Annotated in this window: 13 protein-coding genes and 1 pseudogene; 2 read left to right on the forward strand and 12 right to left on the reverse strand. The window is 63.9% G+C overall.

Features of this window, described 5'->3' with window-relative positions; genetic code table 11:
- Position 1: 1 nt before the first annotated feature.
- Together ACX3OW_RS12830 and ACX3OW_RS12835 are read left to right on the forward strand one after the other, a co-directional pair.
- On the forward strand, positions 2–1,129 hold the full coding sequence (locus ACX3OW_RS12830; RefSeq protein WP_459096177.1) for an ABC transporter ATP-binding protein: 1,128 nt from the start codon (positions 2–4) through the stop codon (positions 1,127–1,129).
- 14 nt (positions 1,130–1,143) lie between these two features.
- Positions 1,144–2,865, forward strand: coding sequence for an SMP-30/gluconolactonase/LRE family protein (locus tag ACX3OW_RS12835; protein ID WP_459096178.1), 1,722 nt, complete (start codon positions 1,144–1,146; stop codon positions 2,863–2,865).
- A gap of 90 nt (positions 2,866–2,955) precedes the next feature.
- Here ACX3OW_RS12835 and ACX3OW_RS12840 read toward each other — a convergent pair whose 3' ends face one another.
- The 12 genes and pseudogenes from ACX3OW_RS12840 to ACX3OW_RS12895 all read right to left on the reverse strand — a co-directional run bounded on the left by ACX3OW_RS12840 (position 2,956) and on the right by ACX3OW_RS12895 (position 13,092).
- The gene (locus tag ACX3OW_RS12840) at positions 2,956–3,147 is read right to left on the reverse strand and encodes a hypothetical protein (protein WP_459096179.1); all 192 of its coding nucleotides are present in this window, start codon (positions 3,145–3,147) and stop codon (positions 2,956–2,958) included.
- Positions 3,148–3,156: 9 nt separating this feature from the next.
- The gene (locus tag ACX3OW_RS12845; RefSeq protein WP_459096180.1) at positions 3,157–3,966 is read right to left on the reverse strand and encodes an ABC transporter ATP-binding protein; all 810 of its coding nucleotides are present in this window, start codon (positions 3,964–3,966) and stop codon (positions 3,157–3,159) included.
- A gap of 4 nt (positions 3,967–3,970) precedes the next feature.
- A pseudogene (locus tag ACX3OW_RS12850) lies at positions 3,971–4,822 on the reverse strand (ABC transporter permease subunit).
- A gap of 69 nt (positions 4,823–4,891) precedes the next feature.
- Positions 4,892–5,857 (reverse strand): aliphatic sulfonate ABC transporter substrate-binding protein, encoded by a 966-nt coding sequence (locus tag ACX3OW_RS12855; protein WP_459096181.1) that lies wholly within the window; start codon positions 5,855–5,857, stop codon positions 4,892–4,894.
- A gap of 24 nt (positions 5,858–5,881) precedes the next feature.
- Positions 5,882–6,448, reverse strand: a complete 567-nt coding sequence (gene msuE / locus ACX3OW_RS12860) for an FMN reductase (protein WP_459096182.1) — start codon at positions 6,446–6,448, stop codon at positions 5,882–5,884.
- On the reverse strand, positions 6,445–7,812 hold the full coding sequence (locus ACX3OW_RS12865) for an LLM class flavin-dependent oxidoreductase (protein ID WP_459096183.1): 1,368 nt from the start codon (positions 7,810–7,812) through the stop codon (positions 6,445–6,447). The genes msuE and ACX3OW_RS12865 overlap by 4 nt, the downstream gene beginning before the upstream one ends.
- 313 nt (positions 7,813–8,125) lie before the next feature.
- Positions 8,126–8,461, reverse strand: coding sequence for a c-type cytochrome (locus ACX3OW_RS12870; RefSeq protein ID WP_459096184.1), 336 nt, complete (start codon positions 8,459–8,461; stop codon positions 8,126–8,128).
- A 207-nt stretch (positions 8,462–8,668) separates the two neighbouring features.
- Positions 8,669–9,508: an alpha/beta fold hydrolase gene (locus tag ACX3OW_RS12875; RefSeq protein WP_459096185.1), complete on the reverse strand. Its 840-nt coding sequence runs from the start codon at positions 9,506–9,508 to the stop codon at positions 8,669–8,671.
- Positions 9,505–10,581, reverse strand: a complete 1,077-nt coding sequence (locus ACX3OW_RS12880; RefSeq protein WP_459096424.1) for a branched-chain amino acid ABC transporter permease — start codon at positions 10,579–10,581, stop codon at positions 9,505–9,507. Before ACX3OW_RS12880 ends, ACX3OW_RS12875 begins: the two co-directional genes overlap by 4 nt.
- Positions 10,582–10,595: 14 nt before the next feature.
- Positions 10,596–11,603: a branched-chain amino acid ABC transporter permease gene (locus ACX3OW_RS12885; RefSeq protein ID WP_459096186.1), complete on the reverse strand. Its 1,008-nt coding sequence runs from the start codon at positions 11,601–11,603 to the stop codon at positions 10,596–10,598.
- An 11-nt stretch (positions 11,604–11,614) separates the two neighbouring features.
- Positions 11,615–12,331 (reverse strand): ABC transporter ATP-binding protein, encoded by a 717-nt coding sequence (locus tag ACX3OW_RS12890; RefSeq protein WP_459096187.1) that lies wholly within the window; start codon positions 12,329–12,331, stop codon positions 11,615–11,617.
- The gene (locus ACX3OW_RS12895) at positions 12,328–13,092 is read right to left on the reverse strand and encodes an ABC transporter ATP-binding protein (RefSeq protein ID WP_459096188.1); all 765 of its coding nucleotides are present in this window, start codon (positions 13,090–13,092) and stop codon (positions 12,328–12,330) included. The genes ACX3OW_RS12890 and ACX3OW_RS12895 overlap by 4 nt, the downstream gene beginning before the upstream one ends.
- Between the last annotated feature and the right edge of the window lie 19 nt (positions 13,093–13,111).

Genomic DNA, 13,111 nt, shown 5'->3' on the forward strand with positions numbered 1-13,111 from the left:
CATGGCCGGAATTCGTATAGACAATATCCGTAAATCCTACGGCTTGCTGGAAGTGCTCAAGGGCTTCTCGCTGGATGTCGCCGACGGGGAATTCGTCGTGCTGGTGGGGCCATCTGGGTGCGGCAAGTCCACCATGCTCAAGATACTCGCCGGACTGGACGATGCCAGCTCAGGCCAGATCCTGATTGGGGACCGGGAGGTCACCGATGTGGCTCCCGGCGACCGCGACGTGGCCATGGTGTTCCAGAACTATGCGCTCTATCCCCATCTCACCGTGGCCAAGAATATGGGCTTCGGGTTGAAGATGCGTGGCATGCCTCGGGCCGAGATCGATCGGCGCGTGCTCGATGCTGCAAAGATTCTCGATGTCGAACACCTGCTTGAGCGACGTCCCAAGCAGCTGTCAGGCGGGCAGCGGCAGCGCGTGGCGCTGGGGCGCGCTATCGTACGGGAGCCGCAGGCCTTCCTCATGGACGAACCACTGAGCAATCTCGATGCCAAGCTGCGCGTCCATATGCGGGCCGAGATCGGCGCGCTGCACAAGCGGCTGGGCGTGACCACCATCTACGTGACGCATGACCAGATCGAAGCCATGACCATGGCTGATCGCATCGTGATCATGCGTGACGGGGCGATCCAGCAGATCGCCGATCCCGACACGATGTTCCAGCATCCGGCCAACCTGTTCGTGGCCGGTTTTATCGGCTCGCCCGGCATGAACTTCATGCGCTCGCCGGTGACCATGGGGGCCTCCGGCCCAGAACTGCGTCTGTTCGGCCAGGATGTCCCGGTCGATCGGCCAATCGAGGGGCTTGTCGGCAAGCAGGTGATCGTGGGTTTGCGTCCCGAACATTTCACGGCCGGAGCGGGCAGGGTGAGCTTCACGGTCGTGCCGCGGCTGATCGAAAGCCTCGGCAGCGAGAAATATCTCTATGTCGAGGTCCCCGAGGAGAACCGCGGCGCGGTAGCGGCCTCGCGCGGCGGCGAGGATGACCACCGCGGCGATTCCATTATCGCCCGCATCATGGACGTCAGCGCCATTGGCCAGTCTGAGGCGATCACCCTTTCTTTTGATCCGTCGCGCCTCTATCTGTTCGACGCCGAGACGCATGTGACGATCGCCGGCTAACCAGGGTGGGTCCGATGCACAGACCAGCAGACGGGAATGGTACGCCGGGGTTGGAAGACCGCGACGTACCGGCCGGCGCCGCTGCGCTGGCAAAAGGCTTGCACCTGCTTGAGGTGATCGGCGATTTCGAGTCGCCGCCGCGCTTCAAGGACCTGCAGGCGCGCACCGGACTGTCCAAGGGCACGCTGGCGCGCATACTGAATACGCTCGTGCTGTTCCGCCTGGTTCGCCACGAAGAGAGCGATGCGACCTACCGGCTGGGGCATCGCCTGTTCGAACTCGCCCATCGCGTGTGGGAGGATTTCGACTTGCGGGGCGCCGCCGCGCCAGTGCTGGATCGGCTCGCCGAGGACATGTCCGAAACCGTCGCCATCTGCTCCATCGACGGCGAGGAGATCCTCTATATCGACCACCGCAGCCGGGGCGGGGCCTTCGGCTTCCGTATCGAAGTCGGCCGCCGCGCCCCGCTTCACTGCACCGCCGGGGGCAAGGTCCTGCTGGCTTTCGCCGCACCGCACGAGCAGCGCGCCTTGCTCGATCGGCTGCAATTGGCCCGCTACTCGGATCGCACCATCACTGACCGGGAAGCCCTGATCGCCGAACTGGCCCTGACGCGCGCGCGTGGCTATGCCGTGTCGATATCCGAGCATGTGCCTGGCGTGTCTTCGGCAGCGGCCCCGATCTTTGACCATACCGGCAAGGCGATCGCCGCCGTTGGCGTTTTCGGGCCCAGCGAGCGCATGGCCACCGATACGCTTCACATTTGGGGGCGTGACCTCATGGCTGCTGGTCGGCAGGTTTCGGGCAATGTTGGCGCCGCGCCGATGAACATTAACTCTTATGTGCGCACCGACCTCGTTGCCGATCCTGGCGTGCAGTGTGTGTTGCCCTGGGGCGCGCACCTTGCCGAAGGACCGCTCTGGGTTCCCGAGGAACAGCGTCTCTATTGGGTCGATATCCTCGCCCCTTCCGTACACCGCTTCGACCCCGCGACCGGCGACAATCGAGAGGTTGTCATGCCTGGGCTGGTCAGCGCACTCCTGCCGCGTCAGGGCCATGGCTTCATCGCCTTGTCTCAGACCGGCGTCGCCGCTTTCGATTTCGAGAAAGGGGATATGTCGCCTCTGGTCAACCCGGAAGCCGACATTCCCGATAACCGCTTCAATGACGGTCGGTGCGACCGGCGTGGGCGGCTGTGGGCCGGTACCATGCCGCTCGATGCCACCAAACCCGCTGGGTCACTCTACGTCATCAATCCCGATCTGTCCTGGCGCCGTGTCGACACCGGATTTTCAGTGGCCAACGGGCTCGACTGGAGTCCAGACGATCGTACGTTCTATTTCGTGGATTCTGCGCCGGGCCGCATCTACGCCTACGATTTCGACATCGATAGTGGTGCCATATCCAATCGCCGTATCTTCGCCGAAGTTCCCGCCGCCAGCGGGCGCCCCGACGGCCTGACAGTCGATAGCGAAGGGTTCGTCTGGTGTGCCATCTGGGATGGCTGGTGCATAAGACGCTATGCGCCTGACGGTAGCGTGGACCGGGAAATCCGCATGCCTGTTCCACGTCCCACCAGCGTCACCTTCGGTGGCAAAGACCTGAAAACCCTCTACATCACCACAGCCCGCGTTCGCCTGCCTTCACGCGTGCTCGCCGAAGCGCCGTATTCGGGTGGCCTGTTCGCCATTGACGTGCCAGTCGCTGGCGTCCCCACCACCAAGTTCCTGGGCTAGCTCCGAAAGGAAGAAGGTCCGCTGTTCCTTCGCGGGGCCAAAGCCGTCAGCCGGGCGGTGTCTCAGCGAGGCATGGGGCGTAGCGATGGCTCACGAGGGCTGACGCCGCGGCGGATCGGGAGGCTCAGGGCACTTGCCAGCAAGATAGAGCGCGTCCTCCTCAGCTTTTGAGGGGGCGTCAGAGTCGTCCTGACCGCCGAAGAACGCCCGCTTGCGGGGCGCCTCCTGGCTGGCCGTCGGGCGACCGGAAGCGGGTGAGAAAATACCGAACAGCGTGAACATCGGCGGCTCCTACTTGAAAATGCCCTTGAGCAGGTGGCCCTCGATTTCGGCCAGATCGGCGGCGCCGCGCTGGCGTGGACGGGGGTGGTCGATGGCGATATCGAGGGCGATCCGGCCCTCGTCAAGCACGATCACCCGGTCGGCCAGCGCTACTGCCTCGCCGACATCGTGCGTGACAAACAGCGCGGTAAAGCCCTGTTCGCGCCACACGCGCTCCACGAGCGACTGCATGGTGATGCGGGTGAGCGCATCGAGCGCCCCGAGGGGCTCGTCCAGCGCCAGAAATCCGGGCTCGCTCACCAGGGCGCGGGCCAACGCAGCGCGCTGGCGCTGACCACCCGAGAGCTGCGATGGCCATGCATCGCCTTTCTCACCAAGCTGCACCTCGGCGAGCGCCGCCTCGGCACGACTTCGGGCCTCGTTGCGACCGGCGCCCTCTCCCAGCCCAACCACCACATTGTCGATCACCTTTGCCCAGGGCAGTAGTCGTGGTTCCTGAAAGACGATGCGGGAATTGGGGGCGGTTTCGGCGCCGTCGGGGCCGATGAAGCTGATGCGGCCGGCGCTGGGGGTATCGAGGCCGACCAGGATGCGCAGCAGCGTGCTCTTGCCTACGATGGCGAGGAATTGCCCGGCCGGCACCTCCAGATCGAGATCGTGCAGCACCGGAACATCGCCAAAGCTCTTGGCCAGACCCTGGATGCGGATGCCCACGCCGGGGGCGCAGTCCCGCTGGCGCGGCTGCAGAGGCGTGTATTCCGGCTCGATCTGCTTGCCCCAGGCATTGGTGGTGCGGGCGAAGGTGGTGATGGTGCTCATGATCTCAGCTCCGGGCTGGTTTCTGGTAGGCGGGGTGCCATTGCAGCGTCAGCCGCTCCAGCGTGAGGGCGATGACATCGGCCAGCTTGCCGAGCAGCGCGTAGATCACCAGCGCCAGGATGACGACGTCGGTCATCATGAACTCGCGGGCCGAATTGGCCATGTGGCCGATGCCCGAGGAGGCCGCCATGGTCTCGGCCACGATCAGCGTCAGCCACATGATGCCGAGCGAGAAGCGCAGTCCAACAAAGATCGACGGCAAGGCGCCGGGAAAGATGACCTTGCGGAACAGGGTCCAGCCGCTCATGCCGTAGACGCGGCCCATTTCGAGCAATTACGGATCGACATTGCGCACGCCATGCAGGGTGTTGAGGTAGATCGGGAAGAACACGCCCAGCGCGGTCAGGAACAGCTTGGCTTCCTCGCCGATGCCGAACCATAGGATTACCAGCGGGATCAGCGCCAGATTGGGAATGGTGCGCAGCATCTGCAGCGTCGTATCGGTCAGAGCATGGGACAGGCGCGAGATGCCATTGACTAGCCCCAGCACGAAGCCGATCGAGCCGCCGACCAGCAGGCCCGAAATGGCCCTGATGCCGCTGGCCTGGATATTGACCGCCAGCTCGCCGCTGGTGAATTTATCCCAGAAAGCCCAGACCACCTGAATGGGGGCCGGCATCAGCCGGTTGTTGATCCAGCCGGCGCTGGCGGAGAGCTGCCACAAGGCGATGACGCCGAGGGGCAGAACGAAGGGCAGCAACACCTGCGGCGACAGCCGAAACTGGCGTGGCGACGCCGGGGGGCGCGTGCGCTTGGGCAGGGTGATGGGTTTGCCGAGATCAGCCGCGAGGGTCATGGGGAGCTCCGTTCAAGACCTCGTTCAAGAAGGTGGGTTGCGGGTCGGGGTCGCCGGCCTGCAAGGGAGTTACGCCGTGGGTGCGTACCAGGCGATATCGCGGATGGTGAGCTGGCGCGGGATGATCTTGAGCCCATAGAACTCGTCGGCCAGAGCCTGCTGATAGGTCAGGATTTCCTCGTCGAGCGGGACGATGCCTCCAAGGTCAGCGCCCTTGCGGCCCAGGGTGATGCGAGTGATCGGCACCGGCACGCCGGTGGAGGCCGAAATCTGTTCGGCGGTCTGGTCCAGATTGGCTTGCGCCGCGGTGCCGACCTTGATCAGTTCATCGATGACGGCGGCGACGATCTCCGGGTTGTCCCGGGCAAAGGCGCCATTGGCCTGCAGGAAACTCCAGGAGTCGACAATGCCTTCGGTGGTGGTGAGCACGCGGGTGTCCGGGTCTTGCGCGGCGATGGCATAGTAGGGGTCCCAAATGACCCAGGCATCGATCTGGCTATTGGCGAAGGCCGGCGCGGCGTCTGCCGGCCCCAGATCCAGCTGGGTGATGTCAGCGAGGGAGAGGTCGACCGACCGCAGAGCCTTGACGATGAAATTATGCGAACTCGAACCGCGCTTGAAGGCGACCTTCTTGCCTTTGAGATCGGCCAGCGTCTGGATCGGCGATGTCTGTTTGACCAGGATGGCCGAACCATCCAGACTCCCCGGCGTGGCCGCGACATAGACCAGATCGCCGCCGGCGGCCTGGGCAAACAAAGGCGGCACGTCGCCGGTGGAGCCGAAATCCAACGCATTTGCACCCAGCGCCTCCAGCAAAGGCGGGCCGGAGGTGAACTCGGCCCAGCTGACGGTGACGCCCAGCGGGGCCAGCCGCTGCTCGATGGCGCCGCTGGTCTTGGCCAGCGCAAAAGCGCCGCCTTTCTGCCACCCGATGCGGAATTCCTTGGCGGCACCCTGTGCCCGGCCTGAGGTTGGCAGCGCCAAAACGGCAGCGGCACCAGCGAAGAGCGAAAAAGTCTGTCTGCGAGTAAACATGGCAAAAAATCTCCGGTGAATGGATCAGGCGCTGCGCGCCAAAAAATCGGCGTTGCGGGAGGCGTTCAGCCGCAAGCCCAGTTCATCGACCACGCGGCTGATCCGCGCCTTGAGGGCGACGCTGTGCGGTTGGTAGTCGGCGAAATCGGTCTCGGTGGCGTAGATGCCGGTCGACAGCGTGTCGGCCGAGAAAAAGGCGAACAGCGGCCGCAGGCCGTGATCGACCACGAGGGCATGGCGTTCGCTGCCGCCGGTGGCAGTCAAAACGATCGGCTTGTCTTTGAGCGCCTTGGGATCGATCAGATCGAACAAATGCTTGAACAGGCCGGTATAGGTGCCCTTGTAGACCGGCGAGCCAACCACCAAAGCGTCGGCATTGGTGATGGTTTCGATCAGCGCGACCAGATCGGCGGGCGCGTGCCTTGGGTCGAGCGTCGCCCCCAGCGAGGGATGGATATCGACCAGATCATAAATACTGCTGCGCGCGCCGGTGCGGTGGGCGGCGGCGCCGACAATGGTTTCGACCAAGCTGCGGGTGCGCGATGGGGCCGATGAGCTGCCGGCAAAGCCGACGATATGCAGCTGGCTCATGAAGCGCTCCGCCGTTGCTGATTGTTGCGGGCGACAAAGCGATTGATCGGGCGCGCCAGCCCGAGATTCTCGCGCAAGGTGGTGCCTTCATATTCGGTGCGATAGAGGCCGCGCTTCTGCAGGATCGGCACCACCTGATCGACGAAATCGGTCAGGCCGGTGGGCAGCACGGGCGGCATGATGTTGAAGCCATCGGCAGCGCCATTGTCGAACCAGTCCTGCAGGGCGTCGGCGACCTGCTCGGGGGTGCCGACAAAGGTGCGATGGCCGCGCGCCGTCGCCAGCGACAGATACAGCTGGCGCAGCGTCAGCCCGGTGCGGGCCAGATCGGACACCAGCTTGAGGCGGCTCTTGTTGAGCTCGGTATCGGTGGGCAAAGGCGGGGCCACATCGTCCAGCGAATAGCCCGACAGATCGACCCCGGCATAATATTGCTGCAGGATGCCCCAGGCGATTGACGGATGAACCAGCGACTGGATCTCGTCGTAATTGGCCTTGGCCTCGGCCTCGGTGCTGCCCAGCACCGGGAACAGGCCGGGCATGATCAGCAGCTGCTCGGGCCGGCGGCCATATTTGCCGAGACGGGTTTTGACGTCGCTATAGAATTCCTGGCCATCGGCTAGCGTCTGGTTGGCGGTGAAGATCACCTCGGCGGTGCGAGCGGCCAGAGCGCGGCCAGCTTCGGAGGCGCCGGCCTGCACCACGACCGGGCGGCCCTGCGGCGAGCGGGCGACATTGAGCGGGCCGGCCACGTCGAAGAACTGGCCATGGTGGTTGACCTTGTGGACCTTGGCCGGGTCGAGAAAAATCCCGGTTTGCTTGTCGACGATCAGCGCATCGTCCTCGTAGCTGTCCCAAAGGTCCAGCACCAGATCGACCACTTCCTCGGCCCGCTCATAGCGGTTGGCGTGGGCGGGATGGCCGGCAATAGAGAAATTGCGCGACACATCGGCGCCAGTGGTGACGACGTTCCACGCCGCCCTTCCCTTGCTGATGTGATCGAGCGAAGCAAATTTGCGCGCCAACAGGTACGGGTCTTCGTAAGTGGTCGAGGCGGTGGCGACGAAGCCGATATTGCTGGTGACCTGCGACAGCGCCGACCACAATGTCACCGGTTCGAAATGGGCCGAGTGGCTGACACGGCTGCGGATTTCGGCAGTGCGATCACCGTCCCAGCCGCCGGGACTGTCTGCCACGAACACCAGATCGAACAGGCCGCGTTCAGCGGTTTGGGCCAGGCCACGGTAATGATCGATGCTGTGCCCCGCGTCGGCATCGGCGTCGGGGTGACGCCAGGCGGCGATATGGTGGCCGGTCGCCATGATGAAGGCGCCAAGGCGTATCTTGCGTGGTGTGTCACTCATCTCGACATCTCGCTATTTGCGGCACCCGATGTGCAGCGCGAGATCATTCGACACTATGTCGACTAAATCAGTCGAGTATCGGCTTTTGCGTTTTCCGACGCTATTGACGTTTCATGTTGCGCCGCATTGAGGTCCGGAAGCAGAGAATTCCGAACCCACGATAGCGCCCCGCCTCGGTTGTCGTCCGCTCCGAGGCTGGTTTCGGACAGGTGGCTTTTGGGGAGCGGCAGTGGGATTTCGACCCATCTCAGACGTTCGGCACCGATCCGGCGAGGCCCAAAAGCGGCATTCATTGCTGCTGCAGCGGCAGCGGCTATTGGGCCGGCGGCGGGGAGAAGGTGGCGAGATAGGCGATGACGTTGGCAACATCGTCGGGGTTGCGCAGCCCCGTGAAAGACATGTTCGAGCCATTGACCACACTGCGCGGCTTTGTGATGAACTTGCTGAGCGTCTCGATATTCCAGACCAACCCACCCTGGCCGGCCTCAACCATTGCGTCCGAATACTCGAACCCCTCGAGCGACGCTGCGGGCCGGCCGATCAGGTTTTTTAGCTCAGGGCCGCTCTTGGCGCCTTCACCCATCGCATGGCAACCGGCGCATCGGTCATCGAACACCTGCTCGCCCAGCGCCACGTCGCCCTGGGCCAACGCCCCTCCGGCACTCACCATGAGGGCAGCAATTGCAATTGCAGTCCGAACCATCTCACGACCTCCCTGACTGGCCTCGCGACCGAAATCAGATCCCGGATCGTCGGGTCATCGCAGAGCAGTATAGATCAACCCGGCACAGTCACCAAGACCGTGTTAGCCGCAGCACCCGTATGGACGCCGCAATGTCGTCGGCACGCAGCTGCGCTAGAGCAGCAGAAAATCTCGAAGGATGGCGATCTGGGCCGCATCGGCCAGCGTTGGGGCATGCCCGCACCCTCCGATGGTGGCAAGACCAGGCTGGGGACCGCGCCGCTGCATGGCCTCGGCGATTTCAGCGGGCAGCACATCGGAATGTTCGCCGCGCATGAGCAGCGTTTTGGCGGCAATGGCTTCATAGGCCGGCCAGATATCGATGGGGCCGGCCTCTTGGCCCAGCAAGGTGGCGATAGCCGGATCGTAATGCACGGTGATGCGGCCTGCATCGGTGCGGCGGGCGGAGGTGTCGGCCATGCGTCGCCAGAAGGCCGGGCTATTGAGTCCGAAGGGCACGTAATTGTTGCGTAGCCAGGTTTCGAGTTCCCCGATCGTGTCGAATATCGGGGGATTACCGACATAGTCGGCAATCCGCTGCGCCCCGGCTTTGGGCAATTCAGGACCGACATCGTTGATCAGCAGGTGGGTGATGCGGTCGCGCAGCGCGCCGCCGGCCAGCATCATGCCGATCAGGCCGCCCATCGAGGTGCCGACCCAGCGGGTATGCTCGATGCGATACTGATCGAGTAAGGCCACGGCGGTCGCGGCATAGGTGGGCATGTCATAGGCCCCGGCGCCGGGCGGCAGCCAAGCTGATAGCCCCCGCCCCAGCATGTCGGGGCAGAGCACGAAATAGCTGTCCGACAACGCCTCGGCCGCCTCGTCGAAGTCGCGCCCGGTGCGGGCGAGGCCATGCCACATGACGAGCGGAGGGCTGGCCGGATCGCCCCATTCGGTGACGTGCAGTTCATGGCCGGCAGCGTTGAGATAGGCGGAGCGGGGCTGCTTCATTTGCGCGTGCCTTTCCCCATCAGCGTTCCGGCAATACCGGACGGAAAGAAATAGACCAGAAGGATGAAGCACAAGCCCAGCCAGAGCAGCCAGCGGTCGGGATTTAGCAGGTCGGGCACCAGTGGCAGGCCGGCGGTCGCCTCGGCGCCCGCAGCCATCAGATCCTTGAGGTAAAATTGGGCCAGCGTCATCAGCACCACGCCGATGATGGCGCCGTAGAGCGTGCCCATGCCGCCGATCACCACCATGAGCAGGATGTCGATCATGATGTCGAAGGACAACACCACCTCCGGCCCGGTATATTTGAGCCAGACCGCGCGCAGCACGCCGGCCAGCGCAGCGATGATGGCGGCGATGCAGAACACGGCCGTGCGATAGCCCACGACGCGGTAGCCGATGGCCTCGGCGCGCATCTCGTTTTCGCGAATGGCTTCGAGCACCGAACCGAGCGGGGAGGCGACGATGCGCGCCATGGCGACGAACAGCGCCAGCGCGGCGAAAAAGACGAAATAATACAGCGCCAGCCGCCCGTTCAGCGCCACGCCGAACAGGCGCAGCGCCTTGCCCTCTTCATCGGCGAGCAGCACCTGCGCGGGAAGGAAGAAGCGTGGAATCTGGTAGGTGATGCCGTCTTCGCCTCCGGTGAAATCAGAAAGCTGGCTGGCCAGCACCATCATCACCGAAGCGGCCGCGAGCGTCACCATGGCGAAAAAGATCGCCTTGACCCGCAGCGACAGCAACCCGATCAGCACGGCCAGCACCAGCGCGGCGATGACGCCGAGACCGCCGCCGACAAGGATGGATTCAAGCCCCGGTCCCATGGTTTTGAGCGCGATGGCGGTGCCATAGGCGCCCAGCCCGAAAAACATGGTGTGGGCGAAGGAAACGATGCCGGTATAGCCGATCAGCAGATCATAGCTGGCCACCAGCACGATGAAGACGCAGATGCGCGCTGCCACTTCGAGCGCCCGCACATCGGGAAACAGGAATGGCGCAAAGGCCAGGGCCAGCCCGATGGCGCCGGCAAGCGCATAGACGGCAATGTGGCCGGGGCCGATAGCGCGGCTTGTCATGACGGTCATGGTGCTTACCTCTTGACCGCGGGCATCAGCCCATAGGGCCGCCAGAGCAGGATGGCCATCATCAGCAGCATGTTGGAGGCCAGCGCCATCTTGGGAAAGAGGAATGCGACATAATTGGCCATCAGCCCCACCATGATCGCGCCCAATAGCGACCCCTGAATCGAGCCTAGCCCGCCAATGATCACGACGATGAACACCAGGATCGTCATTTCCGAGCCGAGGGCGGCGGTGATCAAGCCCTGATAGCCTGCCCACATCGCCCCGCCCATGGCGGCCAGCGCCGAGCCCGCCATGAACACGGCGATGAACAGCCGGTCGACGCGAAAGCCCAGCGCCTCGACCATTTCGCGGTTTTCCACCCCGGCCCGGATCAGCAGGCCCAGCCGCGTCCGGTTGAGCACCAGATGCATGGCGATATAGACCGCCAGCCCCATGAGGAATGCGAAGATGCGGTAGGTTTCAATGGAAATGTCGCCGATGACCAGCGAGCCGGTCAGCGCCTGCGGGCGCGGCACCGGAATGGGCGCGCCGCCCCAGATCAGCAGGATCAGTTCCTCGGCGACGATCAGCGCGCCCACCGTGATCAGAATCTGGCGCAGATGGTCCTTATAGACCGGGCGCACAATCACGCGCTCGAAGAACAGTCCGGCCAGCGCCCCGACGATGGTGGCCACGGCGATGGCCAGCAGGAGACCGGCAATGTTGAGCACCGGATTGGTGCCGCTGATCCAGAAGCCGAGCCACGCCAGCACGGTGGCGCCGATGAAAGCGCCAGCGGTGATGAAGCCCGCATGGCCGAAATTGAGCACGTCCATCAGCCCGAAGATCAGCGACATGCCCGAGGCCATCAGAAAGATCATCATGCCCATGGCCAGCCCCGCCACGGTCAGCGTTACCCAGGTGGAGGGGCGGCCGATCAGCACGAAGGCGATCAGCGCCATTGCCACCGGCAGCAGCATGACGCCGCCGAAGCGGTCGATGGTGGCCGATATTTTGGCAGTGGTCGAATTCATCGGTTGTGCCCCTAGTCAGCGAGTGACAGGCCGAGAAACCGGCTCTGCAGATTGGTATCGGCGGCCAGATCGGCCATGCTGCCGCGATGCACGATCCGGCCATCATCGATCACCGCGACGGTCTGCCCGAGCGCGCTGGCGAAATGGAAATTCTGCTCCACCAGCAGGATGGTGGTTTCCTGGGCGATCTCGCGGAAGGCGGCGATCATGTTGCCGATGATGGCGGGGGCCAGCCCCTTGGTCGGCTCGTCGATCAGGATCAGGTCGCGGCGCTCGATGATGGCGCGCGAAATTGCCAGCATTTGCTTCTGTCCGCCGGAAAGGGCATGGGCCTGCCGGGTCCAGAATGTCTCCATGGCTGGGAAAATCTCGTAGACGCGGTCAAGACGCGCCTTGTCGAAACTGCCGGTGGCGCTGGCCAGCGCCATGTTCTCGGCCACGGTCAGCCCGCCGAAAATGCCCATATCCTCGGGTACGAAGGCGACGCCGAGCCGGGCGATGTCGGAAATATGCATGCGGGTGATGTCGCGGTCACGCAGGGTAATGCTGCCCTGCCGCGCCCGCCACAGCCCCATTATGGTGCGCAATGTCGTGGTCTTGCCCGCGCCATTGCGGCCCAGCACGACATGGACGCCCCCTTCGGGCACGTCGAGGGTGACGCCGTGCAGGATCTGGTATTGGCCGATATCGGTATGCACCTCATCGAGGCGGAGAATGGCGTCGCTCATGCCGCTACCCCGGTGCCCAGATAGATGTTGCGCACCAGTTCGAGCGCCATGACCTCGGCGGGCACGCCATCGGCAACCAGTTCGCCATTGTGCAGCACCACGATCCGGTCGGCCAGCGCGCGCACCACGTCCATCTTGTGCTCAACCAGAAGAATGGTGCGCGAACGGTCCTGCTTGATGCGCGCAATCAGGTCGAGAATGACCAGCGCTTCATCGACCGACATGCCGGCCGTGGGCTCATCGAACATGAAGATGGCCGGCTCCATCGCCAGCAAAAGGGCAACTTCCAGCTTGCGCTGATCGCCATGGGGCAGGGCGGCGGCTGGCAGATGGGCGACCGAGGCCAGATTGGTGTCTTCGAGATAGGCCATGGCCTTGTCGGTCAGTCCGGTCAGCGAGCGGGCGCTGGTGAAGATGCGCGGACCCTGGCCCTGTCTGGCTTGTACGGCGAGCCGCACATTTTCCAGCACCGAAAGCTTGGGAAAAAGATTGGTGAGCTGGAAGGCGCGGCCGATGCCGGCCTTGGCGCGGGACGAGGGGGCAAGCGCGGTGATGTCGCGCTCGCCGAGATAGATGCGACCCTCGGTGGGCCGGAGCTGTCCCGACACCAGATTAAACCAGGTGGTCTTGCCGGCACCGTTCGGGCCGACGATGACGGTCAGTTCGCCTGGATGAAAGGCACATGTGACGCCGTTGACCGCCGCATGGCCGCCGAAACGGATGGTGAGGTTTTCGGTGCGGATGGAGGGTGTGGTGGTCAATGGATTTCCCCTGCCGTGA

The sequence above is a fragment of the Devosia sp. A449 genome, from assembly GCF_054489375.1.

Coding starts and splice junctions, on each gene's coding strand:
- ACX3OW_RS12830 (WP_459096177.1), top strand. CDS start 2: ATGGCCGGAATTCGTATAGACAATATCCGTAAATCCTACGGCTTGCTG.
- ACX3OW_RS12835 (WP_459096178.1), top strand. CDS start 1,144: ATGCACAGACCAGCAGACGGGAATGGTACGCCGGGGTTGGAAGACCGC.
- ACX3OW_RS12840 (WP_459096179.1), bottom strand. CDS start 3,147: ATGTTCACGCTGTTCGGTATTTTCTCACCCGCTTCCGGTCGCCCGACG.
- ACX3OW_RS12845 (WP_459096180.1), bottom strand. CDS start 3,966: ATGAGCACCATCACCACCTTCGCCCGCACCACCAATGCCTGGGGCAAG.
- ACX3OW_RS12855 (WP_459096181.1), bottom strand. CDS start 5,857: ATGTTTACTCGCAGACAGACTTTTTCGCTCTTCGCTGGTGCCGCTGCC.
- msuE (WP_459096182.1), bottom strand. CDS start 6,448: ATGAGCCAGCTGCATATCGTCGGCTTTGCCGGCAGCTCATCGGCCCCA.
- ACX3OW_RS12865 (WP_459096183.1), bottom strand. CDS start 7,812: ATGAGTGACACACCACGCAAGATACGCCTTGGCGCCTTCATCATGGCG.
- ACX3OW_RS12875 (WP_459096185.1), bottom strand. CDS start 9,508: ATGAAGCAGCCCCGCTCCGCCTATCTCAACGCTGCCGGCCATGAACTG.
- ACX3OW_RS12880 (WP_459096424.1), bottom strand. CDS start 10,581: ATGACAAGCCGCGCTATCGGCCCCGGCCACATTGCCGTCTATGCGCTT.
- ACX3OW_RS12885 (WP_459096186.1), bottom strand. CDS start 11,603: ATGAATTCGACCACTGCCAAAATATCGGCCACCATCGACCGCTTCGGC.
- ACX3OW_RS12890 (WP_459096187.1), bottom strand. CDS start 12,331: ATGAGCGACGCCATTCTCCGCCTCGATGAGGTGCATACCGATATCGGC.